Origin of the sequence: Enterobacter mori, assembly GCF_025244905.1 — a bacterium.
GTDB lineage: Bacteria > Pseudomonadota > Gammaproteobacteria > Enterobacterales > Enterobacteriaceae > Enterobacter > Enterobacter mori_A.
The window spans coordinates 105,391-127,515 of the sequence record NZ_CP104285.1; the positions used below are offsets into that span (position 1 = coordinate 105,391).

Annotated in this window: 24 protein-coding genes; 8 read left to right on the forward strand and 16 right to left on the reverse strand. The window is 53.1% G+C overall.

Going from position 1 to position 22,125, the window contains the following annotated elements; all coding sequences use genetic code 11:
* The first annotated feature begins 14 nt into the window (after positions 1–14).
* Entirely contained in the window at positions 15–656 is a 642-nt protein-coding gene (pyrE, locus tag N2K86_RS00520) for an orotate phosphoribosyltransferase (RefSeq protein ID WP_260660108.1), read from the forward strand.
* A gap of 60 nt (positions 657–716) precedes the next feature.
* Here pyrE and slmA read toward each other — a convergent pair whose 3' ends face one another.
* From slmA to coaBC, 3 genes are all read right to left on the reverse strand, one after another.
* Complete coding sequence (gene slmA / locus N2K86_RS00525) at positions 717–1,313, reverse strand: nucleoid occlusion factor SlmA (RefSeq protein ID WP_260660109.1); 597 nt, start codon at positions 1,311–1,313, stop codon at positions 717–719.
* A gap of 120 nt (positions 1,314–1,433) precedes the next feature.
* Positions 1,434–1,892, reverse strand: a complete 459-nt coding sequence (gene dut, locus N2K86_RS00530; RefSeq protein ID WP_260660110.1) for a dUTP diphosphatase — start codon at positions 1,890–1,892, stop codon at positions 1,434–1,436.
* Positions 1,870–3,081 (reverse strand): bifunctional phosphopantothenoylcysteine decarboxylase/phosphopantothenate--cysteine ligase CoaBC, encoded by a 1,212-nt coding sequence (gene coaBC / locus N2K86_RS00535; protein ID WP_260661750.1) that lies wholly within the window; start codon positions 3,079–3,081, stop codon positions 1,870–1,872. Before coaBC ends, dut begins: the two co-directional genes overlap by 23 nt.
* A gap of 173 nt (positions 3,082–3,254) precedes the next feature.
* Between coaBC and radC the strand changes: the two genes are divergently transcribed.
* From radC to mutM, 4 genes are all read left to right on the forward strand, one after another.
* Positions 3,255–3,920, forward strand: a complete 666-nt coding sequence (gene radC / locus N2K86_RS00540; RefSeq protein WP_216358189.1) for a RadC family protein — start codon at positions 3,255–3,257, stop codon at positions 3,918–3,920.
* 218 nt (positions 3,921–4,138) lie between these two features.
* Positions 4,139–4,375, forward strand: coding sequence for a 50S ribosomal protein L28 (rpmB, locus tag N2K86_RS00545; protein ID WP_002436699.1), 237 nt, complete (start codon positions 4,139–4,141; stop codon positions 4,373–4,375).
* A 22-nt stretch (positions 4,376–4,397) separates the two neighbouring features.
* Complete coding sequence (rpmG, locus tag N2K86_RS00550; RefSeq protein WP_003024094.1) at positions 4,398–4,565, forward strand: 50S ribosomal protein L33; 168 nt, start codon at positions 4,398–4,400, stop codon at positions 4,563–4,565.
* Positions 4,566–4,637: 72 nt separating this feature from the next.
* Positions 4,638–5,447 carry a bifunctional DNA-formamidopyrimidine glycosylase/DNA-(apurinic or apyrimidinic site) lyase gene (gene mutM, locus N2K86_RS00555; protein ID WP_260660111.1) on the forward strand — a complete coding sequence of 270 codons (810 nt, stop codon included), beginning with the start codon at positions 4,638–4,640 and terminating at the stop codon, positions 5,445–5,447.
* Positions 5,448–5,449: 2 nt separating this feature from the next.
* On the opposite strand, the gene coaD is transcribed toward mutM, so the two are convergent.
* From coaD to rfaQ, 7 genes are all read right to left on the reverse strand, one after another.
* On the reverse strand, positions 5,450–5,929 hold the full coding sequence (coaD, locus tag N2K86_RS00560; RefSeq protein ID WP_042717767.1) for a pantetheine-phosphate adenylyltransferase: 480 nt from the start codon (positions 5,927–5,929) through the stop codon (positions 5,450–5,452).
* Positions 5,930–5,932: 3 nt separating this feature from the next.
* Entirely contained in the window at positions 5,933–6,703 is a 771-nt protein-coding gene (locus tag N2K86_RS00565) for a glycosyltransferase family 2 protein (protein ID WP_260660112.1), read from the reverse strand.
* Positions 6,703–7,977 (reverse strand): lipid IV(A) 3-deoxy-D-manno-octulosonic acid transferase, encoded by a 1,275-nt coding sequence (gene waaA, locus N2K86_RS00570; RefSeq protein WP_260660113.1) that lies wholly within the window; start codon positions 7,975–7,977, stop codon positions 6,703–6,705. Before waaA ends, N2K86_RS00565 begins: the two co-directional genes overlap by 1 nt.
* 66 nt (positions 7,978–8,043) lie before the next feature.
* Positions 8,044–9,033, reverse strand: a complete 990-nt coding sequence (locus N2K86_RS00575; RefSeq protein ID WP_260660114.1) for a glycosyltransferase — start codon at positions 9,031–9,033, stop codon at positions 8,044–8,046.
* A gap of 14 nt (positions 9,034–9,047) precedes the next feature.
* A complete protein-coding gene (locus tag N2K86_RS00580) occupies positions 9,048–10,145 on the reverse strand; it encodes a glycosyltransferase (protein ID WP_260660115.1) in 1,098 nt (365 codons plus the stop codon).
* Between the two features lie 2 nt (positions 10,146–10,147).
* Complete coding sequence (locus N2K86_RS00585) at positions 10,148–11,275, reverse strand: glycosyltransferase family 4 protein (protein ID WP_260660116.1); 1,128 nt, start codon at positions 11,273–11,275, stop codon at positions 10,148–10,150.
* On the reverse strand, positions 11,275–12,342 hold the full coding sequence (gene rfaQ / locus N2K86_RS00590; RefSeq protein WP_260660117.1) for a putative lipopolysaccharide heptosyltransferase III: 1,068 nt from the start codon (positions 12,340–12,342) through the stop codon (positions 11,275–11,277). The genes N2K86_RS00585 and rfaQ overlap by 1 nt, the downstream gene beginning before the upstream one ends.
* A 150-nt stretch (positions 12,343–12,492) precedes the next feature.
* Here rfaQ and N2K86_RS00595 point away from each other — a divergent pair, with 150 nt between their 5' ends.
* Entirely contained in the window at positions 12,493–13,449 is a 957-nt protein-coding gene (locus N2K86_RS00595) for a polysaccharide deacetylase family protein (protein ID WP_260660118.1), read from the forward strand.
* Between the two features lie 24 nt (positions 13,450–13,473).
* Here the strand turns inward: N2K86_RS00595 and N2K86_RS00600 are convergent, their stop codons facing one another.
* The 6 genes from N2K86_RS00600 to rfaD are packed head-to-tail and all read right to left on the reverse strand — an operon-like array spanning position 13,474 to position 19,668.
* Entirely contained in the window at positions 13,474–14,685 is a 1,212-nt protein-coding gene (locus tag N2K86_RS00600; protein ID WP_260660119.1) for an O-antigen ligase family protein, read from the reverse strand.
* Entirely contained in the window at positions 14,673–15,581 is a 909-nt protein-coding gene (locus N2K86_RS00605; RefSeq protein WP_260660120.1) for a glycosyltransferase family 2 protein, read from the reverse strand. Before N2K86_RS00605 ends, N2K86_RS00600 begins: the two co-directional genes overlap by 13 nt.
* Positions 15,582–15,586: 5 nt before the next feature.
* Positions 15,587–16,696, reverse strand: a complete 1,110-nt coding sequence (locus N2K86_RS00610) for a glycosyltransferase family 9 protein (protein ID WP_260660121.1) — start codon at positions 16,694–16,696, stop codon at positions 15,587–15,589.
* Between the two features lie 3 nt (positions 16,697–16,699).
* Positions 16,700–17,683 carry a lipopolysaccharide heptosyltransferase RfaC gene (gene rfaC / locus N2K86_RS00615; protein ID WP_260660122.1) on the reverse strand — a complete coding sequence of 328 codons (984 nt, stop codon included), beginning with the start codon at positions 17,681–17,683 and terminating at the stop codon, positions 16,700–16,702.
* Between the two features lie 3 nt (positions 17,684–17,686).
* The gene (gene rfaF / locus N2K86_RS00620; protein WP_260660123.1) at positions 17,687–18,733 is read right to left on the reverse strand and encodes an ADP-heptose--LPS heptosyltransferase RfaF; all 1,047 of its coding nucleotides are present in this window, start codon (positions 18,731–18,733) and stop codon (positions 17,687–17,689) included.
* Between the two features lie 2 nt (positions 18,734–18,735).
* Positions 18,736–19,668 (reverse strand): ADP-glyceromanno-heptose 6-epimerase, encoded by a 933-nt coding sequence (gene rfaD / locus N2K86_RS00625; protein WP_008502707.1) that lies wholly within the window; start codon positions 19,666–19,668, stop codon positions 18,736–18,738.
* Positions 19,669–19,883: 215 nt separating this feature from the next.
* Here rfaD and kbl point away from each other — a divergent pair, with 215 nt between their 5' ends.
* On the forward strand, positions 19,884–21,080 hold the full coding sequence (gene kbl / locus N2K86_RS00630; protein WP_047343728.1) for a glycine C-acetyltransferase: 1,197 nt from the start codon (positions 19,884–19,886) through the stop codon (positions 21,078–21,080).
* Positions 21,081–21,089: 9 nt separating this feature from the next.
* Entirely contained in the window at positions 21,090–22,118 is a 1,029-nt protein-coding gene (tdh, locus tag N2K86_RS00635; RefSeq protein ID WP_042717745.1) for an L-threonine 3-dehydrogenase, read from the forward strand.
* Positions 22,119–22,125: the final 7 nt, after the last annotated feature.

Below are 22,125 nucleotides of genomic sequence, written 5' to 3' on the forward strand. Positions count from 1 at the left end.
AAAGGAGCGAATCCATGAAATCGTATCAGCGCCAGTTTATTGAGTTTGCGCTTAACAAGCAGGTACTTAAGTTTGGCGAGTTTACGCTGAAATCCGGGCGTAAGAGCCCCTATTTCTTCAACGCCGGGCTGTTTAATACCGGGCGCGATCTGGCGCTGTTAGGCCGCTTCTATGCCGAAGCGCTGGTGGATTCCGGGATTGATTTTGACCTGCTGTTTGGCCCGGCCTACAAAGGGATTCCAATTGCGACCACCACGGCGGTGGCGCTGGCGGAACATCATGATCGCGATGTGCCGTACTGCTTTAACCGTAAAGAGGCTAAAACCCATGGTGAAGGCGGCAATCTGGTCGGCAGCGCGCTGCAAGGCCGCGTGATGCTGGTCGACGATGTGATCACCGCGGGCACGGCGATCCGCGAATCGATGGAAATAATCCATGCTAACGGTGCGACGCTTGCTGGCGTGCTGATTTCTCTGGATCGTCAGGAACGTGGTCGCGGTGAAATCTCTGCTATTCAGGAAGTCGAGCGTGATTACGGCTGTAAAGTAACGTCGATTATCACCCTGAAAGACCTGATTGCGTATCTGGAAGAGAAGCCGGAGATGGCGGATCATCTGGCGGCGGTTCGTGCCTATCGGGAAGAGTTTGGCGTGTGATTTTTTTGCCCGGTGGCGCTAGCGCTTACCGGGCCTACGGGTTACGCAGGCCGGATAAAGTTACTGCAACTGCGAAGCCACTAACGGCCAGCGGGCGTCAAAATCGTCCGTTGGACGATATTTGAATTCACTGCGCACGAAGCGGGAGAGCATCCCTTCGCAAAACGCCAGGATCTGGCTTGCCAGCAGCGTCTCATCGGTGATGTACCCTTCGCCTTCACGCATCTTCTTCTCACGCAGTACCTGGCGCAGCTGCGCCTCTATGCGCTCAAAAAGCTGATTGATGCGGCCCTGCAGACGATCTTGTTCAAACATCAGCGCGTGGCCGGTGAGGATACGGGTCAAGCCCGGATTGCGTTCACCAAAGCCCAGGATTAACAGCACAATCAGACGCAGACGCGCGGTGGTGTCTTTTTCGTCTTTCAGAATCAGGTTGATGCGCGTGATCAGGCTGTCTTCAATAAACTCGATCAGGCTGTCGAACATCCGGGTTTTGCTCGGAAAATGACGGTACAGCGCCGCCTCAGACACGCCCACGGAGGCCGCCAGTTTTGCAGTGGTAATGCGTTGACTGCCATCGCTGGATTCAAGCATCAGAGCCAGAGACTGAAGTATTTCTTCGCGACGATTCCTTTTCGCGGTTTGTTTTTCTGCCATGTTACAAAATACCCCTGAAAATAAGCACTTGCCAGGCTGGCATCCACACAGCGACCGCAAACGGGCGTTTGCGGTTTGTTATTGCATTATGGCGCTGTGAGATGCGTATCTATCGGACGGTTATTTACGCCCGGAATGGCCGAAGCCGCCTTCGCCACGGTCGGTAGCGTCGAAGTCTGCCACCAGGTTAAATTCTGCCTGCACAACCGGTACAAAGACCATCTGCGCAATACGCTCGCCCGGTTCAATGGTGAAGCTGTCCTGACCGCGGTTCCAGACGGACACCATCAGCTGGCCCTGATAGTCAGAGTCGATCAGGCCGACCAGGTTACCCAGTACGACGCCATGCTTATGGCCCAGACCAGAGCGCGGCAGGATCACCGCCGCCAGAGACGGGTCAGAAATGTGAATGGCCAGACCTGTCGGGATCAGGGTGGTTGCACCTGGAGCCAGTTCTACGGCGTCATCGAGACAGGCGCGCAGGTCAAGACCGGCAGAGCCGGAGGTGGCATAGGTCGGCAGCGGAAATTGCTCGCCAACACGCGGGTCCAGAATCTTAACGTCGATTTTTTTCATCATAACGGGTAACGATCTCGTCCAGTAATTGTTGGCCCAGGAGTTCCTTGCGCGCAAGCGGTAAGACTTTATCTCCATCCTGCCAGAAAAGGTGCAGAGCATTGCTGTCGCTGTTAAATCCTTGCGTGGCCAGCGATACGTCGTTCGCGCAAATCAAATCCAGGTTTTTGCGAGTACGTTTTTGCCGGGCATATTCTTCCACATTATTTGTTTCTGCGGCAAACCCAACAACGTAAGGACGATGGTTTTTCAGTGCGGCGACACCAGCAACGATATCTGGGTTTTTCACCATTTTTATCGTTAATTCATCACCTTGCTTTTTGATTTTGGCGTCTGCAATGGTCTCTGCCCGATAATCCGCGACGGCCGCACAGCCGATAAAAATCTGCTGGTTTTGCGCATGTGCCTGCACGGCGGCTTCCATTTCCAACGCGGTGGTGACGTCAATGCGCTGAACGAACGGAGGCGTAGGCAATGAGACCGGACCGCTCACCAGCGTGACGTTCGCGCCGCGTTTTGCAGCAGCAGCAGCAATGGCAAAGCCCATCTTGCCGGAGCTGTGGTTAGTAATGTAACGCACTGGGTCCAGCGGTTCGCGCGTAGGGCCCGCGGTAATCATGATGTTGAGATGTTGCAGATCGTTGACAGGCGAAAAATGGGCTGCAGCCATATCAACAATCGTCAGCGGGTCCAGCATACGACCGGGGCCAACATCGCCACACGCCTGGCTGCCGCTGTCCGGGCCCCAGATAAGCAGGCCGCGTGATGCCAGCGTCTCCAGATTGTGCTGGGTGGCTGCGTTACGGTACATCTGCTGGTTCATCGCGGGCACGACGGCGACAGGCGCAGGTGTCGCGAGGCAAATGGTCGAGACCAGATCGTTCGCCATGCCCGCCGCCACACGGGCAATCAAATCGGCCGTGGCGGGGGCAAGAATCACCAGGTCTGCCCATTTCCCAAGCTCAATGTGGCCCATCGCCGCTTCTGCAGCAGGGTCAAGCAGGCTGTCGGATACCGGGTACCCCGAGACAGCCTGCAGGCTCAGAGGCGTGATAAAGGCTTTGCCACCTTCGGTTATCGCGACCCGCACATCCGCCCCACGCTCGCGCAGACGACGCACCAGGTCTGGCGCTTTATAGGCTGCAATACCGCCGCTCACGCCAAGAACGATTTTTTTACCGGCCAGGCTCATCATGATTCTTTCCTGTTGGGTTTCACCAGAGAGCGGGCATTTTATCACAATCACAAAAACGGGGTGATTTTGTCCTTCGTTCACTTTGCGAGGCGTTACGCAAGAACGAAAAGTCAGCGTCGAGCCCCGGATTGGCCTGTGGCAGCATGATGGCAAACAGAAGGAGGCTGGGTATGGAAGAGACGGAACTGCTGTTACCGCGCGAAAAACTGCTGCGATATGGCGTCACCTTGTTAAAAGACGATGAGCTGCTGGCGCTCTTTTTGCGTACGGGTACGCAGGGGAAAACGGTATTCACGCTGGCAAAAGAGCTGATAGCACATTTCGGTTCACTGCATGGTTTGCTGACTGCCGATCTGGCGGCGTTTGCACACGTTGAGGGGATTGGCGTGGCGAAATATGCCCAACTAAGGGGGATTGCAGAACTTGCCCGCCGTTTTTACAACGTCCGTATGGAGGAGGAAGATCCGATCCTTACCCCGGCGATGACCCGCGAATTCTTGCAAAGCCAGCTGTCAGATATGGAGCGGGAGATCTTCATGGTGATCTTTCTCGACAATAAGAACCGGGTGCTGAAACACAGTCACCTTTTCTCTGGAACCTTGACCCACGTAGAGGTTTATCCGCGAGAAATTGTGCGGGAAGCGATAAAAGTGAATGCAGCCGGCGTGATCCTCGCGCATAATCACCCCTCTGGCTGTGCAGAACCGAGCAGAGCGGACAAAGAAATCACCGAACGCATTATCAAATGCTGTCAATTCATGGACATTCGTGTGCTGGACCATCTGATAATTGGCCGCGGAGAATACATTTCTTTTGCAGAACGTGGTTGGATTTAGACCATTTCTCGCGATCCATCGGGATCTTTGTCTGTTCGGGACTTGAGCACACCGCCGAGTCAGCGTATACTACGCCACCTTTGAGAATCTCGGGTTTGGCATTTGGGCCTGGCAATCGAGAGTTCACTTAGAACTATGCGATGACCGGGCTGTAAAGCCTGACGAGGCGCCGATACCCCATACGAAGCTCGAGCTAATTTGATTTTTGGAGAATAGACATGTCCCGAGTCTGCCAAGTTACTGGCAAGCGTCCGGTGACCGGTAACAACCGTTCCCACGCACTGAACGCGACTAAACGCCGTTTCCTGCCGAACCTGCACTCTCACCGTTTCTGGGTTGAGAGCGAGAAGCGTTTTGTCACCCTGCGTGTATCTGCTAAAGGTATGCGTGTTATTGATAAGAAAGGCATCGATACAGTTCTGTCCGAACTGCGTGCCCGTGGCGAAAAGTACTAAGTACTTAAAGAGGAAATAAATCATGGCTAAAGGTATTCGCGAGAAAATCAAGCTGGTTTCTTCTGCTGGTACAGGTCACTTCTACACCACCACGAAGAACAAACGTACTAAGCCGGAAAAACTGGAACTGAAAAAATTCGATCCAGTTGTACGCCAGCACGTACTGTACAAAGAAGCTAAAATCAAATAATTTTAGTCTCCTTGTATTGAAAAACCCCGCATCTGCGGGGTTTTTTGCATTTTGCATCTCAACGGAGGAACCATGCCTGAGTTACCTGAGGTAGAGACCAGCCGTCGCGGCATTGAGCCCCATCTGGTCGGCGCAACCATTCTTCACGCCGTTGTCCGTAATGGGCGTCTGCGCTGGCCGGTGTCCGATGAGATCCACGCGTTAAGTGACAAACCCGTCCTTAGCGTGCAGCGTCGCGCCAAGTACCTGCTGCTGGAGCTGCCTGACGGCTGGATTATTATTCATCTGGGGATGTCCGGGAGCCTGCGCATCCTTACTGAAGAGCTGCCAGCGGAAAAGCACGATCACGTTGACCTGGTGATGAGCAACGGCAAAGTACTCCGTTACACCGACCCACGGCGTTTTGGCGCATGGCTGTGGACGAAGGAGCTGGAAGGGCATAACGTGCTGGCGCATCTCGGGCCTGAACCGCTCTCAGATGCGTTTAATGCGGAATACCTCAAGGCGAACTGTGCGAAGAAGAAAACCCCGATTAAGCCCTGGCTGATGGATAACAAGCTGGTGGTCGGCGTGGGGAATATCTATGCCAGCGAATCGCTGTTTGCGGCGGGGATCCATCCCGATCGGCTGGCCTCTTCGCTGTCAGCACAGGAGTGTGAGCTGCTGGTCCGGGTCATTAAGGCGGTACTGCTGCGCTCTATTGAGCAGGGCGGGACAACGCTGAAGGACTTCCTGCAAAGCGACGGCAAGCCGGGCTATTTTGCTCAGGAGCTGCAGGTATATGGCCGTAAGGGTGAACCGTGCAGAGCCTGCGGGACGCCAATTATTGCCACGAAGCACGCCCAGCGCGCCACGTTCTATTGCCGTCAGTGTCAGAAATAGCGTTACTTTAACTTTTCCATCAACGCCTGGTGGACGTTAACCGGCAGGAAGTGGGTGACATCGCCGTGATGACGCGCCACCTCTTTTACCAGCGTGGACGAGATAAACGACCACTCTTTGGAGGGCATCAGGAAGACGCTCTCCAGCTCTGGCATCAGATGGCGGTTCATGTGCGCCAGCTGCATCTCATACTCAAAATCTGCTACGGCGCGTAACCCCCGGATCAGAATGTTTGCCTGCTGAGCGCGGGCGAAGTTAGCCATCAGGTCGCTAAACCCAACCACCTCAACGTTCGGCAGATGCGAAATGGCGTCGGTGGCAAGCGTAACGCGCTCGTTCAGGTCAAACATCGGCTTCTTGCTGGGGCTGGCGGCAATCGCCAGTATCACCTTGTCGAACATGCACGCCGCACGGGTGATGATATCAACATGACCGTTGGTGATCGGATCGAAGGTACCCGGATAAATCGCTTTTGTGCTCATGGCTCACGCTTTCTCAGAGTAGCCGCGGCAGAGCGCCCACAGCTCGGTGTATTTGTTGAAAGTATACTGGGCATTCACTACCGCGAGTAACCAGCCCTGTTTACCGTCCAGTACGCCGCCACGCAGCAGCAGCGTTTTCAGAAACGCACCCAGCGTGTGGGTGAAGATTCCGGTCAGCGAGGCCTTCTTGCCGCGCTGGTGACGCTCCTGCGCCCATGCGGTGGCATAGTTGAGCTGTTTACGCTGGAAGCTCGCGAAATCGCGGCAGGTCAGGTGTAGCAAATCGCCCGTCAGGGGGATGACCTGGGCGCTATCGCAGCTCAGGGATTCATGGACCAGATTGTCGTTGTACTGATACCGCTCGCGCTCGTAGAGGCGCATCACGCGGTCGGGATACCAGCCGCTGTGGCGCATAAAACGGCCAAGAAAGTAGTTGCGGCGTGCAATGCTGTATACCGCACCAGGCTGAGGTGAGGAAAGCACTGCCTGAATAGCCTGCTGCAGTTCTGGCGTGATGCGTTCGTCAGTGTCGAGCATCAACACATAATCGCCTGTGGCATATTCCTGCGCGCGCTGGCGCTGAATGCCATAACCTTGCCAGTCAGTATTGGTATAGATTTTCGCGCCCGCAGCGCGGGCGACGTCTACCGTGTTGTCCGTGCTGCCGGAGTCCAGGATGACGATTTCGTCAGCCCAGGCGACGGAGGCCAGGCAGTCCGGAAGCAGGTCGGCGGCGTTTTTGGCGATCATCACGACCGACAGACGCGTTGACATTAGTGGCTCCGCTGAGGCAGATAAGGTTGCAGAAGCTGCAGCAGACGGGTCAGTGCTCCCTGGTTCTGATGCAGCACTTCGACGGCATGACGCCCGTACCACAGGCGATAATCTTCGTCGGTCAGAAGGGTAGACACCTCTTTGACCACAGAATCCGCATCGGTCACGGTAATCAAACCATCAGCTTGCTGCAATTTCGCGCAGATATCTTTGAAGTTAAACGTGTGCGGTCCCATCAGTACCGGAATGGCGTGTGCTGCCGGTTCCAGTGGGTTATGACCGCCGCGCTCGACCAGGCTGCCGCCGACAAAGGCGAGGTCAGCAATGCCGTACAAAAGCATCAGCTCGCCCATCGTATCGCCAATCACTACCTGAGTGCTGCCGGAAGGGATCTCACCGCTGCTGCGCAGGGTGTAGCTGAAACCCCCTTTTTGCACCATATCGCGGGCATCTCTAAAGCGCTCAGGATGGCGAGGCACGAGGATAAGCAGTAAATCAGGGAATGTTTCCAGCAGCTTACGGTGAGCCTGGAGGATGATCTCTTCTTCGCCGTCGTGGGTGCTGGTTGCAATCCAGACCTGACGACGCGGGGCCCACTGGCGACGCAGCGTGATCGCACGGGCGGCAAGTTCAGGCGTGACGGAAATATCGAATTTAAGGCTGCCCGTTACCGCAAGCTGGTTGCGTTTCAGGCCTAGCGCGATGAAGCGCGCCGCATCTTCTTCATTCTGCGCCGCAATCAAGGTGATTTTGCTAAGCAGGCGACGCATAAATTTGCCCAGCTTGCCATACCCTTTCGCCGAGCGCTCAGACAGGCGCGCGTTGGCAATCACCAGCGGGATCTTACGGGCATGGAGGGCGGAAATCATATTCGGCCACAGCTCGGTTTCCATCACGATCACCAGTTTCGGGCGAACGGTATTCAGGAAACGGTTCATGGCGCAGGGCAAATCGTAAGGCAAATAGACGTGATGCACGTCTTTTCCGAAAGCGGATAACGCACGCTCAGAGCCGGTGGGCGTCATTGTCGTGACGGTGATCGGCAGTGACGGGTATCGGTGACGCAGAGCACGAACCAGCGGGATAGCCGCCAGCGTTTCACCAACTGAAACTGAATGGAGCAAAATACCGTCCGGGGCCACTTTATTACGGCAGTAGCCATAGCGTTCAGCCCAGCGTTTTCGATACGCGGGTGCTTTACGGCTACGAAGCAACAGTCGCAGCCACACAAGTGGCTGAATGAGATAGAGCAGGGCGGTATACAACAATTCCAATCGATTATCCGTTTTTTTAGTTTCGGCGGGCAAATTCTAAGCATTTAAGCCAGGTAAAGCTATCTCTTATGCCAGATACCGCTTTAAGCGGAAGTAACGGCGGCCCAGTCGCCAGCGCAAACGCGGACTTTTTGCACTTTTCCAGATGAGTTTCCAGATGCCCGTTTCGAAGAACTCTTTAATAATCATAGATTTCTTCTTCTCGTCCTTCATGTTGTCGAAGGTGTGAATAATCCCAAGTCCCTCTTTGGCAATTTGCCAGTGGCAGGCTGGGATACCTTTCACTTTATCCGGGTAGCGCTGATTGATGGCATCGAGCATCTGCAGGATTTTCATATAATGGCGCGCCGAGCGAATGAGCGTGTCGTCATTGTCCGGCATATGGGACACCGATGCGGAGTGAATGTAGTAGTCATAATAACGTTCACTGGTGTACTGAACCCGCTCCGCCGCGAGCAGCACTTCAGTCGTCCACGGGATATCCTGATGGCGCAGTCCGGGTTCGAAATGGAAATTGTGTTTACGGATAAAGTCGTGGCGATAGATATTCAACCAGGTGACGTGAAGGAACTTACGAGAATCCAGCGCCATCTTTAACCATGCCGCGCCAGTCATAACGCCTGTCGAGGCCAGTTTGTCCTCAGGGAAAATCGGGCGCGAGGGTTTTTTGTTATTTTCCCAGACGTAGTTCCCGTTACAGGTGGCGACGTCCAGATCCTGCGTAACGGCCATATCCAGCAGATGCTGATACATGCCAGGTTTAAAGACATCATCAATATCCGGGAAGGAAAGATATTGACCCGTCGCAATGGCCAGACCGCTATTCCGCGCGATGGAAACCCCCTGGTTTTGCTGCTCAATGACCTGCAGCTGCGGCAGTTTTTCTCGCCAGTTTTCGACGATCTCCATCGAGCGGTCAGTGGAGCCGTCATTGACGATGATGACTTCCACGCTGTCGATGCGTTGATTGACAAGGCAGGTAAAGAACTGATCCAGGAACGCTTCGCCGTTATAAACGGCAACCACCACGCTTAATAATGGCGCTGAATTTTGCATAAGAAACCTGATTATTATGGATTGTCGACCAAAGCAATATATTGCTGGCAGATGGCATTGATGCCGAACGATGCGATCGTTGCGCGATCAACAACTGGCGGAGAGGCATAGATATCTGCCAGCGTTTTTGCCAGTGACTCATCATTTAATGCTGTCAGCCCGCGCGCTAAGTCGCCAGTGAGGATTTCCGCGGGCCCACCCGGACAGTTTGTACTGACGGGCGGCGTCTGACAGATAATGGATTCGACCAATACATTACCAAAACCTTCACAGTCAGAGCTTAACACTAAGAGGCGTGCGCCTTTGATCCATGGATAGGGATTGGGCTGGAATGGGCGGAAAACAACTTTGTTTTCAATGCCCAGTTCGGTAGCCAGTTGTTTTAGTTTTTGAATTTTAGCGTCGGCGCCATTTCCCATCATGACAAGCGTTGTATCAATCTGGCTCAGCGCAAACGCGCGTAAGAGACGATCGTGACGTTTGTGTTCGTGGAAGCGGCCGACGTGAATGAGGTAATCCTGTCCCTGCATCTCATAAGGTTCGTCTGCCAGACGCTGGATTTCAGGGATATCGAAAGGATTATGGATAACCGCTTTACGACGAAGGTCGATTGCCAGCGTTTCCGAGAGATCGTTCAACACGGCGGCGGAGACGGCAACCACGTTACGGTTTTCGTAGGTATGTCGAATTTTATAATGTTTAAACCAGCGCGACAGCCCGCTGCGATGGCGCAGATAGGAGAACGAGAACATGCCATGTACACAGAACCAGACTTTATCGCGTTCCAGTGCGCGGCAGTGTGACACGATGCGGTCAGTTTTATGCAGGTGGGAGAACACCGCATCAAATTTTCCACTGCGTTCAGCCTGCTTAATCGCATTATCCAGCAGTCGGGCGCGGCGCGGGATCTCCGTCAGCTTCCGCCACGGCTTTTTACACGTATCCTGAATAACCTGAAAATCGATGCCTTCCGGGATGGCGTAGTCGCACACTTTCCGCAGGGAGAACAGGGAGACCTGATGTCCCATTTCGATCAATCCGCTGGAAAGTGTAAGAACTGTTTTTTCAGCTCCTCCACCGGGTAAACCATCAATAATCATTAGGATGCGCATTTTTAATCCAGTAATTTTTGATAAAGCGAAATAAGCTGACTTGATAGTTTTTCGGGGGTGGCCTCTTTTACACGTTCACGTGCCGCTAGCCCCATATTGTTATTCTTTTCCAGAGAAGGAATGGCTGCTACTGCCTCCTTCAATGTGTTGATATCAAGTGCATCACAGTAAAATCCGTTGTTGCCTTGCTCAATAAATTCGGCTCCGCCGCAACTCTCTGAAGTAATGACAGGTAAACCGCAGGCCATCGCTTCAAGAATAACGTTAGGAAAGGGATCATACAGCGTTGGCAGCAGTAAACCATCGGATAGCTGGTAAAATGGCAACGTCTCTTTTTGCATCCCCAGGAAACGGATTTGCCCTTCACAGCCGAGTGAACGGGCGAGTTCACGATAACGATTTTCCGCTTTATCCTGCCCAACCACAATCAGCCACGCCGCTGTTCCCGCGATAGCGCGTATGGCGCTGGCTAATCCCTTTCGTTCAAATCCTGAGCCTACAAAGCAAAACACAACGGCGTCGGCTGGTAAACCAAACTGCTGACGCAGCGCGGCACGCTGTGCTTCCTCGGCCGGAACGAAGCGGCTGGAATCAATTGAATTATAAATCACATGTATCTTTTTTGCGTCAATATCAAAGTCTTCGACGATTTCGCGTTTGATCATCTCCGCATTACAGATAACTGCTTTTAACTCAGGAGCCTGGTACATTTCACGTTCGGCATTCATCACGTAGCGGTGGTAGCGATCGTGCATGAGCATTTGTGCGCGCCAGGCGGGCAGGATCCGCGCACGCTGCAGCAACCAGCGGCGATGAACGCCATCGCCTGCACGGTAAATGTCACAGCCCGGGATACGCTCGTGGCTTTGCACAATATCAAATTGCTGCTGCTGCCACAGGGCGCGTGCGGCATGTGCAAAACCGCGTTCACGGCTGATGCGTCCCCACTTGCGAGGGTCACAAATGTGGATATGCCAGTCGTCCTGCTTTTCTCCCTGCCATTCGCGGGTGATAACGTTGAGCTCAAGATTTTGATTGCTTAACGCGGTCAGCGCTCGGGAGACGAAACGTTCCGCTCCGCCATCAGGGCGATATTTTTGGCGAACAATCGCCAGGCGATGGTGTTTCATTACAGGTATCTCTTTGCAGCAGAGACGACAGCATCCACGGGAATGGCGTCGAGATAGCGTTCTTTGGTGTTGGTATCAATGGCGTCCGGATTGGGGAGCGGGCCGTAGTCACCGGCCCAGATAACCTCCCCGTTGGCCTGCCAAGGAGACCAGAACGTCAGCTTTGAGGGGCCAAACAGCGCCACGCAGGGTGTCTGAAGCGCCGCGGCCATATGCATCGGCACGGAATCCACGCCGATAAACAGACGCGCATGATCGATAAGGGATGCCAGTTGACGCAGCGTCAATTGACCTGCCAGCGAGACGACACCCGTTTTCGGTGAGGCAGCGAGAATGCGATCGATCATTGCCATCTCTTTTTTATCCGGGCCAGCCGTGAGAACGATGGTGTGGCCTTCCTGCTGCAGGGTGGTGATGGTTTGTGCCATCTTTCCTTCATCCCAGCATTTGAAGAACCAGCGCGACGTGGGTTGAATCACGATGTATCGCTCTCCCACACCTTTTTGCGTCAAGAGGTGGTGCGCGTGTTGCCAGTCATCCGGGCGGTAAGCCATGGTGACGGCGGGTTTTGGGTCAACCGGCAACGCTGACAGGATGGAAAGATTTTGCTCAACGGTGTGCAGTGACGGGTGATTCGCGACAGAGACCAAATTGCTATGACAAAAACGCCAGAATGCACTCTTGCGCTTATTAAAAGCAAACCCGAGGCGAACCGGGGCGCCGGTGAAGCGCGTGACGATGGCGCTGCGCCACTGATCGGCAAGGTTAATCACCAGGTGATAATGCTGTCTTCTTAATGTGCTAAGCAGCTGCCACTCTTTCTGGAGATGCTTCAGCGTGCCCAGTTGCTTCCATTTGCGATCGATACCATAAATTGTGCCGATCGCCGGATGCGCGGCGAGCATATCGCGTGTCTCTTCATAGAGAAGCACGTCGATTTGCGCCTCAGGCCATTTTTGGCGTAACGAATCGATGACGGGGGTGGTGAGTAACATGTCACCATGATGGCGAAGTTTGATCAGTAAAATGCGCAAATCAGGCGTGTCAGGTAAGTTATTCATCATCATCTTATCGGCGTTGTACTGTTGGCAATTCTAATAGACCTGGTAGCGACTTGCACTCTTTCTCCACAATGTCAGGAATTTCCCTGGAAGGGTTTACTCCTGCTTTGAGGAGTGCGTAACATAGCGCTAACGACTTCCTCTCATGGACTCATTATGAAAAAACCAGCGTTTATCATCACGATCGATACCGAGGGCGATAATCTCTGGCAAAACCATCGGGTGATCAAAACGGAAAACGCACGCTACCTTGCGCGCTTTCAGGCGCTTTGCGAACGTTTTGGTTTTAAGCCCGTCTGGCTGACAAACTATGAGATGGCAATCGAGCCCGTTTTCATTGAATTCGCAAGGGACGTTATTGCTCGCGGTCAGGGGGAAGTGGGTATGCACCTGCATGCCTGGAATAGCCCGCCGGAGCACGATCTCACGGGTGATGACTGGCGCTGGCAGCCGTATCTGATTGAGTTTTCAGACGAGATGATGCGCGAAAAAGTGCTCTTCATGACCCGCCTGCTGGAAGAGACCTTCCAGACCAAAATGCTGAGTCATCGTGCCGGACGCTGGGCATTTGATAGCCGCTATGCCAGGTTGCTTATTGAACTGGGCTATCAGGTTGATTGTTCCGTTACGCCGCGCGTGAACTGGCGCAACGCGAAAGGTGCCCCGCAGGGGAGTGGTGGCACGAATTATCAGCATTTCCCTGACCATGCCTACTTCATGGACACGGATGATATTTCCCGGGCGGGTAATAGCCCGTTACTCGAAGTCCCGATGAGTATTCAGTATAAACACCCGGCCTGGTTGAATACCGTCAAGCAGGGCTACGATCGTCTTCGCGGTAAATATCGCTCACCGTCCGTGAACTGGCTACGACCGTCTGGTGGGAACGCCGCGCAGATGATTCAGGTCGCGCAACAGTGTTTATCGCAGGGGAATGATTACGTGGAGTTTATGCTTCATTCATCTGAGTTTATGCCTGGCGGGAGCCCCACGTTTAAGGATGAAGCGGCGATCGAGGGCTTGTATCGAGATCTGGAAGCGCTGTTTACCTGGTTGTCAGATAAGACCGTAGGCATGACGCTGGCGGAGTTTTATCAGTCTAAAAAAAATTAATGCCCGCCTGGCGGGCATTATTTATTATGGTTTTTTTCTTTGCGAAAATTGTGTGCTTAATGCAAACAATGTCATAAAGAATATTAAGGCTTCCGAACTCAACAATATGACGTCTGTTAAACCATATAGCAACAGCAGAAGCATGGTTGTTAGCAGTAGGCCATTTTTATTCCGCATAGCATACGCAATTATTGAAACAAAGAAGAAGCATAATATTGCCAATCCTGGAATACCCTGTAACGAGTATTTCTCAATAAATTCGTTATGCAAATGAATTCGTATATAACCGAGCGCCGCTGCTACATGGGGATGACCATTTTTGACATAATTTCGCGCCCATAATTCCCTACTCTCAATAGATTGTCCCAATGGGTGCGCAATACCCGTCATGAGTCCCACATTCCACATAGAAAAGCGTGCCCCCAGAGACGTTGCATCATGTCCTTTTTGATAATTAGTTATTTCGTTCGTTGTTTGTTGTATCTTTGGTGAAATCAAAGGCTTATAGCTTACAATGATAATGCCTGCAACGATACATAAAAATATCATCAATGATTTAAGATGTATTTTTCTGAACTGATACAGTGTGAGAAGAATAGCCAGTATGAGATAAAGCCCCATGGCTGCACGTGTAGCTGTCAGAAGAATAAGGAAGAAAGACAGCAGGACAATAAAACCTGCCAGCACATAAAATTTCACGTTTTGTTTGAGGTATAAGCTGTATACAAATGCTAACGAAAGAACAGAATATATATAGGCCGCAATTGTTGGGCGGTTAATAGCCATCTCAACACGATCAATACCTTGTACAGCCTGATAAAGGCCATAACCCGTAGCAAGGACAAAACCCACCGCCGTTGTAGCTAAGAAATACTTCTGAAAATTCTCTTTTGTTACATAATCTTTGAAGCGATCAAGATAAAAAATCAACAAACTAGCAAGAATTAATTTCTTACTGGAACCTAGATAATCGCTGTAAGCATTAATTCCCTCATTATAGAATTCATAAGCGAAATACCAAACTACGTTAAGCATCCCAACGAGTAAGACAGGATAGGCAATGCTAAATGGACGCCAGGTGAGTTTTTTATGCTCAAACGCCAATCCCAAAATACTTACATAGATCGCGATATAGAAGAACTCTCGTTGTTTTCCTGAGTTAACGAGTACCAGAGCTAAAGAGATAAGGCTCAGTATGAGTGCTAACTGATAAATTCTTAACTTTACTTTTTCCATAATGCCTCAATAACCCTTTTTTTATAGCTGAAGCGAACATCGCTGGATAAGAAAAATGATAAAGAATAAAGTGCTTTTACCCGCGATTTGACGAGACTCAGCTGCTGGTCTGTAAGATAGTGCCGATGGTTACTGTAGATATCAAACCAGTGACAATTAATCAGATTTTTAAACGCTTGCGGAAACGTTTTTTCCATCTTGAATGTACATTCAACCAGTGTCGTGATTTTACTGGCGTCGAGACGACTCGATAAACTTTCGCTACGTTTGATGTAATAGTAATGGCCCTGGCGTTGATAGCAGATTTTTTCTGCCTGCATGAGCATGGCAGGAAATACCGCAAAGTCTTCGTAACAGACCATCGATGGAATGGGATTGTTCTCGTACAACTTTCGGTGAATAAATTGACCGATGAGATGTGCCTGAAACTCTTTATGCTGCAAGAAGCGCTTTATCGCGTCTCTCTGTGATAAAGAGACGGGCGTAAAGCCCTGCCAGAATGCGGTGATTTTCCTGATATCACGAATTTCCAGCAAGCGCGTCAGTAGCATATCTGGACGCTGTGCTTTCAAAAATGCTACCGCATCCCTAAGGCTGCCAGGCTTCAACCGATCGTCGCTATCCAGCATCGTAATATAATCGCCTGATGCCAGAGAAACTGCACTGTTTCGAACATGACCGACGTTACGGTACTCAACGTACCGGGATTGCGCGTGTGGGAACGCAGGCAACCATTTCTCGATAATATCCTGGGTGGCATCAACGGAACTGTCATTAAAGATAATGACCTCAACTGCATCGCCCGCATTATCAATCGCGGCGTGCAGGCTTTCTAACGTAGTATTAAGCGTATCTTCGGCGTTATGCGCGGCAATAATGACGCTAAGAAAAGCCATAGAAATTAGTTTCCTTGAGCATCAATAGCATATGTGGTTGCGTTAACGTTAGGTAACTCGCAGATAAAATGTTTAAGCTCGCGCAGCGCGTCTTCTGTTACCGCGAATAACGCTTCGCGTTCTTGTGAAAAATAATAACGTGTTTCAAACACATAAGAACAAATGTTGTCGTCATTACCAATCAACAACACATTGCCCAGCGGACGCTGTTCATGGTGACAGCATGGTCCAAACAGCAACACCACCGGCACACCTACCGCGTCGGCAATATATACGTTCCCCGAATCCGATGCGATATAACAATCCATCTTTGAAATCGCCCAGGGAAGCTCTTCAAGGGAGATTTGCCCGATGAGGTTGGTGAAATTGGGCATTTCACCATAGGCACGGGTGATGTCATCCATCCACGGCTGCTCATTTGGCGCACCAAATACATAAAACTCGCAGGGCAGGTCAGCGAGATGCTCAACAATTCGTTTCCAGATAATGGGCGGAACGGTTTTCGCTTTATTCCCGGCGGCGATACTGATGCCGATGCGGATAACGCCGGGTTTATCAAGGATTTCCGGCCAGGTCTGGGGCTTAAAAAGCGGCTTTGTAGCGTGCTTTGGGGAGTCTTGCCACGTTAGCGAGCGGTCTGCCAGCTTCAGATAGTTTGCGACCGACAACGTTTGTTTACCATGCTCAACGGTACCGTCAGCCGTGGTATAGAAAATGCCGTGATACCATCTGCGCGTATAAGTGCTTAAAAATTGTTTGTTTTTTGCATTACAGACGGAGGCGAAAAAGAGGTTCACGCTGTTGGGTTGCAGAAGATACACGTTGTCATAGCGATTCATGATCCTGCAGGCAAAGCAGAGCTTGCGCCACAGATTGCGCTTATGCTGCTCGATAAAATAAATCTGCTCGATAGTGTCATCATGCTTCGCCAGCGCACCCACGCTGCGACTGATAAGCACATCGCTTTTTTGCAGGTACGCCAGGAGGGGCGTAGCATTAACAAAGTCACCGATTTTGGCTGTTTGAATGACAAGGTTTTTACCTGTGTCTTTGCGAAACAGCTTCCGGATGAGCTTCACCGGAAAGAGTAAAATCAGCAGAAATACATAACTCATGGGTTAAATATCCCTGTTGGAAAGCCAGTGGCTGCCCTGTAAAAATGAAAAAATCGCATCTGCGCTAATATCCTTTGTTTGCTGAGTCGGGCTGACCATCTGATGCTGGTTTTTACCGTAACCCCCAATCAAACCCGGATCGGTCGGGCCAAAAATCGTCATATTTGGACGATCCAGCGCAGCGGTTAAATGGCTTAATCCCGTATCAACGGAAACGACAGCATTTGCTCCCGCTAACTGCCCTGCAACCTGTGCCAGCGTGAGTTTAGGCAAAACCTCAACATGCGAAAATCCTGCGGCCAGACGCTCCGCCCGCTGTCGTTCATGTTCAGCGCCCCACGGGAGTTTAATATGGATACCGCAAGGTTGCATTAGTTCAATCAGCCTTCGCCAGTGCGTTTCCGGCCAGTGCTTATCGTCGCGCGTTGTGGCATGCAGGAAGACAAGATAAGGCTGAGCGTAGGGGTCTGTATTGCGCAAAAAATGCTGCGCAATGGCGTAATCGCCCTGAGTGTCGGGTTTCGCATAGCCGAGGCTTTTCGCGAACAGCTCCCGGGTGCGTTCGACGGCGTGCTGCTGTTTTGCGATGTGGTGGCGTCGGTTATAGAACAGGCTCGCCAGCGGTTCGCGGGCGGTGTGCCAGTCCATACCGTGCTTTACGCCGTGTGCCAGACGCGTCACCAGCGCGGCGCTTTTGACCAGTCCCTGCGCGTCGATGATGGCATCGTAACGCTGAGCCTGCACCGCATCGCGAAAGGCTTTGCGCTCGGCTTTAATGGGGGCGGAGAACCACGCTTTGCGCCAGCGGCGAATCGCCACCGGGATCACGCGATCAACCGCTTCATGCCAGGTGGGGATCTGCGCGAAGCCTTCTTCCACCACCCAGTCGAAACGAATGCCGGGAATGGCCCGCATGGCGTCCGTCAGCGATGGCAGCGTATGCAGAACATCACCCATTGAAGACGTTTTAACGATCAATACCCGCATTCGTTATCCTTCTTCGCTCAACAGCAGTGCGTTGAGTTCTTCAAGGACGCGCTCTGGCGTAATGTCGATCAGGCTCTGATGATAACCCTCAGCAGCATCACCTTTACGCACCTTGTGGTAGCCGGTGATGAGTCGAATGACGCGCGCTTTATGCGACAGCGGCGGCGTGAAGTCTGGGCTGCTTGGGCCATACAGCGCCACCAGAGGGCGGTCCAGCGCGGCGGCCACGTGCATCAGGCCAGAGTCGTTGCTGACCACGGCCTTACAGGCGGCGATCAAAATAACCGCCTGCTCAAGCTGCGTTTCACCCGCCAGATTGCGGCACCAGGCCTGCTGCTCGTTGCTCAGCGTGGCGAGAATTTCGTTACCCGCCTCGTGATCTTTCGCCGAGCCAAACAGCACAATCTGATAGCCTTCGTCGATCAGCTGTTTCGCCAGTTCGGCGTAGTGATAGTGCGGCCAGCGTTTCGCCGGACCGAACTCTGCACCAGGGCAGAAGCCGATCATTGGCCGTTCAGAGGAAATGCCAAACGCATTGCAGGTTTGAGATTTTTCACCCTCGTGGACCTGCAGCTGCGGCCACAGCAGCGGCTGCGGCAAATCTTTCGCGCTGCGCATTACGCCTTTGTCGTAAGCCAGCGCCACGTAGCGCTCCACCATCAGCGGCCAGGCCTCTTTATCCAGCACCCGCGCGTCGTTCAGCAGGCCATAGCGCATTTCACCGCGCCAGCCGGTACGGTGCGGGATGCCCGCAAAGAAAGGCACGAGGGCGGATTTAAAGGAGTTTGGCAGCACGTACGCGCGATCATAGCGCTTCTCTCGAAGGCTGTGGCCGAGCTTGCGGCGTTCACCGATTTCCAGCGCCCCGTGGCCGAGCGGCATCGGGATCGCCTCGTTCACTTCCGGCATACGCGACAACAGTGGACGGCACCATGCGGGTGCCATCACGTCGATTATCGCCTGGGGATAACGCGCCTTGAGCGTGCGATAGAGACTTTGCGACATCATCATGTCGCCCACCCATGACGGGCCGATCACCAGAATCTTCATACTTATGCGTCGCGGTTCAGCCAGGCCATATATTCCGTTACGCCTTCGGCAACGGTCTTGAACGGCTTGTCGTAGCCTGCAGCGCGCAGGTTGGTCAGGTCCGCCTGGGTGAACGCCTGATAACGGCCTTTCAGCTTATCCGGGAACGGAATGTACTCAATGCTGCCTTTCTTGTGGTACGCCAGCGTCGCGTCTGCCACCGCCTGGAAGGATTCCGCGCGGCCAGTGCCCAGGTTGAAGATACCGGACACACCGTTTTCCCAGAACCACAGGTTTACGGCTGCAACGTCGCCTACATAGACGAAGTCACGTTTGAAGCCGTCGCTGCCTTCAAACAGTTTTGGACTTTCGCCGTTATTCAGCTGGGTGTTCAGGTGGAACGCCACGCTCGCCATGCTGCCTTTGTGGCCTTCTCGCGGCCCGTAAACGTTGAAGTAGCGGAAGCCGACGATCTGCGAGTTTGCTTCTGGCAGAACCTGACGCACGTATTCGTCGAACAGGAACTTGGAGTAACCGTAGACGTTCAGCGGCTGCTCGTACTCGCGCGATTCGATGAAGTCAGAGGTGCGGCCGCCGTAGGTTGCCGCGGAAGAGGCATACAGGAACGGAATTTCACGCTCCAGGCAGTAGTGCAGGATCTCTTTGGAGTACTGATAGTTGTTGTCCATCATGTACTTGCCGTCCCACTCGGTGGTCGAAGAACACGCACCTTCGTGGAAGATGGCTTCGATCTCGCCGAACTCTTCACCCGCCATAATCTGGATAAGGAAGTCTTCTTTATCCATGTAGTCAGCGATGTTCAGATCCACCAGGTTTACAAACTTGGTGCCGTCTTTCAGGTTGTCCACCACCAGGATGTCGGTGATGCCTTTGTCATTGAGGGCCTTAACAATATTGCTGCCGATAAAGCCCGCGCCGCCGGTAACGATGATCATAACTGTAACCTTTGAAGTGTGGAGCCCGGGGACAATCCCGGACGCTAATATTCATATCATATCATTAGTATGGCGACCCTTCAGCCATTCACCGATATGCAGCAGGGTTACACGTGATTTATGCTGCAAAAACGAGAAGAGATACTGCGTCATCTCGTCATGAACTATAGGTTTGGGTAATATGTGCCGAAATTTGCCGAGTCTGGAGAATTGCAATGCGTGGTGATTTTTACAAACAGTTAAACAGCGACCTCGACACCGCACGTGCGGAAGGGTTGTTCAAGGAAGAGCGTATTATCACGTCTGCTCAGCAGGCGGACATCACCGTTGCCGACGGCAGCCATGTGATCAACTTTTGTGCGAACAACTACCTGGGTCTTGCGAATCACCCTGAGCTGATTGCCGCTGCAAAAAACGGCATGGACACCCACGGTTTCGGCATGGCCTCCGTACGCTTTATCTGCGGTACGCAGGACAGCCACAAGCAGCTTGAGCAAAAGCTGGCGAGCTTCCTCGGAATGGAAGACGCGATTCTGTACTCCTCCTGCTTCGACGCTAACGGCGGTCTGTTTGAGACCCTGCTTGGCGCAGAAGATGCGATTATCTCCGACGCCCTGAACCACGCCTCTATCATCGACGGCGTACGCCTGTGTAAAGCGAAGCGTTTCCGCTACGCCAACAACGACATGGTTGAGCTGGAAGCGCGCCTGAAAGAGGCCCGTGAAGCGGGCGCTCGCCATGTGCTGATCGCCACCGACGGCGTATTCTCCATGGACGGCGTGATCGCCAACCTGAAGGGCGTGTGCGACCTGGCGGATAAATACGACGCGCTGGTGATGGTTGATGACTCTCACGCGGTCGGCTTTGTCGGCGAAAACGGCCGCGGTTCCCACGAATACTGCGACGTGATGGGCCGCGTGGACATCATCACCGGCACGCTGGGCAAAGCGCTCGGCGGCGCATCTGGCGGCTACACCGCCGCGCGCAAAGAGGTGGTGGAGTGGCTGCGCCAGCGCTCTCGCCCGTATCTGTTCTCCAACTCTCTGGCACCGGCCATTGTTGCCGCCTCCATCAAGGTACTGGAGATGGTGGAGTCCGGCGCTGAGCTGCGCGACCGCCTGTGGTCCAACGCCCGTCTGTTCCGTGAAAAAATGAGCGCCGCAGGGTTTACCCTGGCCGGTGCTGACCACGCTATCATTCCGGTGATGCTGGGTGATGCGGTCGTCGCGCAGAAGTTTGCCCGCGAGCTACAGAAAGAAGGGATTTACGTCACCGGGTTCTTCTTCCCGGTGGTGCCAAAAGGTCAGGCGCGTATCCGCACCCAGATGTCTGCGGCGCACTCTCCTGAACAAATTGAACGTGCGGTGGAAGCCTTTACCCGCATCGGCAAACAGCTGGGCGTAATTGCCTGAGGACGTGTGATGAAAGCGTTATCCAAACTGAAAGCGGAAGAAGGGATTTGGATGACCGACGTGCCGGAGCCGGAAGTCGGTCATAACGATCTGCTGATCAAAATTCGTAAAACAGCCATCTGCGGCACTGACGTTCACATCTACAACTGGGACCAGTGGTCGCAGAAAACCATTCCGGTACCGATGGTTGTCGGTCACGAATACGTCGGTGAAGTGGTCGGTATCGGCCAGGAAGTGAAAGGCTTCAAAATTGGCGATCGCGTTTCTGGCGAAGGCCACATTACCTGCGGTCACTGCCGCAACTGCCGCGGTGGACGTACTCACCTGTGCCGTAACACCGTCGGCGTGGGCGTCAACCGTCCGGGCTGCTTCGCGGAATACCTGGTGATCCCGGCGTTTAACGCGTTCAAAATCCCGGACAATATCTCTGACGATCTGGCCTCCATCTTCGACCCGTTCGGCAACGCGGTACACACGGCGCTCTCCTTCGACCTGGTGGGTGAAGACGTGCTGGTCTCCGGCGCGGGCCCCATCGGCATTATGGCGGCAGCCGTAGCGAAGCACGTGGGGGCGCGCAACGTCGTGATCACCGACGTGAACGAATACCGTCTGTCGCTGGCGCGTAAGATGGGCGTCACCCGCGCGGTGGATGTCTCTAAAGAGAGCCTGACCGACGTGATGGAAGAGCTGGGCATGACCGAAGGCTTTGATGTGGGTCTTGAGATGTCCGGCGCGCCACCGGCGTTCCGCACCATGCTCGACACCATGAACCACGGTGGCCGTATCGCGATGCTGGGTATTCCGCCGTCAGATATGTCCATCGACTGGAACAAAGTCATCTTCAAGGGGCTGTTCATCAAGGGTATCTATGGCCGCGAGATGTTCGAAACCTGGTACAAAATGGCGGCGCTGATCCAGTCAGGCCTGGATCTGTCCCCGATTATTACTCACCGTTTCTCCATCGATGAGTTCCAGCAGGGCTTCGACGCGATGCGTTCCGGCCAGTCAGGAAAAGTGATCCTGAGCTGGGATAAGTAATCAAAAA

Excerpts from the sequence above, each read along its gene's own strand:
- pyrE (WP_260660108.1), top strand. The coding sequence starts at position 15 with ATGAAATCGTATCAGCGCCAGTTTATTGAGTTTGCGCTTAACAAGCAG.
- slmA (WP_260660109.1), bottom strand. The coding sequence starts at position 1,313 with ATGGCAGAAAAACAAACCGCGAAAAGGAATCGTCGCGAAGAAATACTT.
- dut (WP_260660110.1), bottom strand. The coding sequence starts at position 1,892 with ATGATGAAAAAAATCGACGTTAAGATTCTGGACCCGCGTGTTGGCGAG.
- coaBC (WP_260661750.1), bottom strand. The coding sequence starts at position 3,081 with ATGAGCCTGGCCGGTAAAAAAATCGTTCTTGGCGTGAGCGGCGGTATT.
- radC (WP_216358189.1), top strand. The coding sequence starts at position 3,255 with ATGGAAGAGACGGAACTGCTGTTACCGCGCGAAAAACTGCTGCGATAT.
- rpmB (WP_002436699.1), top strand. The coding sequence starts at position 4,139 with ATGTCCCGAGTCTGCCAAGTTACTGGCAAGCGTCCGGTGACCGGTAAC.
- rpmG (WP_003024094.1), top strand. The coding sequence starts at position 4,398 with ATGGCTAAAGGTATTCGCGAGAAAATCAAGCTGGTTTCTTCTGCTGGT.
- mutM (WP_260660111.1), top strand. The coding sequence starts at position 4,638 with ATGCCTGAGTTACCTGAGGTAGAGACCAGCCGTCGCGGCATTGAGCCC.
- coaD (WP_042717767.1), bottom strand. The coding sequence starts at position 5,929 with ATGAGCACAAAAGCGATTTATCCGGGTACCTTCGATCCGATCACCAAC.
- N2K86_RS00565 (WP_260660112.1), bottom strand. The coding sequence starts at position 6,703 with ATGTCAACGCGTCTGTCGGTCGTGATGATCGCCAAAAACGCCGCCGAC.
- N2K86_RS00575 (WP_260660114.1), bottom strand. The coding sequence starts at position 9,033 with ATGCAAAATTCAGCGCCATTATTAAGCGTGGTGGTTGCCGTTTATAAC.
- N2K86_RS00580 (WP_260660115.1), bottom strand. The coding sequence starts at position 10,145 with ATGCGCATCCTAATGATTATTGATGGTTTACCCGGTGGAGGAGCTGAA.
- N2K86_RS00585 (WP_260660116.1), bottom strand. The coding sequence starts at position 11,275 with ATGAAACACCATCGCCTGGCGATTGTTCGCCAAAAATATCGCCCTGAT.
- rfaQ (WP_260660117.1), bottom strand. The coding sequence starts at position 12,342 with ATGATGATGAATAACTTACCTGACACGCCTGATTTGCGCATTTTACTG.
- N2K86_RS00595 (WP_260660118.1), top strand. The coding sequence starts at position 12,493 with ATGAAAAAACCAGCGTTTATCATCACGATCGATACCGAGGGCGATAAT.
- N2K86_RS00600 (WP_260660119.1), bottom strand. The coding sequence starts at position 14,685 with ATGGAAAAAGTAAAGTTAAGAATTTATCAGTTAGCACTCATACTGAGC.
- N2K86_RS00605 (WP_260660120.1), bottom strand. The coding sequence starts at position 15,581 with ATGGCTTTTCTTAGCGTCATTATTGCCGCGCATAACGCCGAAGATACG.
- N2K86_RS00610 (WP_260660121.1), bottom strand. The coding sequence starts at position 16,696 with ATGAGTTATGTATTTCTGCTGATTTTACTCTTTCCGGTGAAGCTCATC.
- rfaC (WP_260660122.1), bottom strand. The coding sequence starts at position 17,683 with ATGCGGGTATTGATCGTTAAAACGTCTTCAATGGGTGATGTTCTGCAT.
- rfaF (WP_260660123.1), bottom strand. The coding sequence starts at position 18,733 with ATGAAGATTCTGGTGATCGGCCCGTCATGGGTGGGCGACATGATGATG.
- rfaD (WP_008502707.1), bottom strand. The coding sequence starts at position 19,668 with ATGATCATCGTTACCGGCGGCGCGGGCTTTATCGGCAGCAATATTGTT.
- kbl (WP_047343728.1), top strand. The coding sequence starts at position 19,884 with ATGCGTGGTGATTTTTACAAACAGTTAAACAGCGACCTCGACACCGCA.
- tdh (WP_042717745.1), top strand. The coding sequence starts at position 21,090 with ATGAAAGCGTTATCCAAACTGAAAGCGGAAGAAGGGATTTGGATGACC.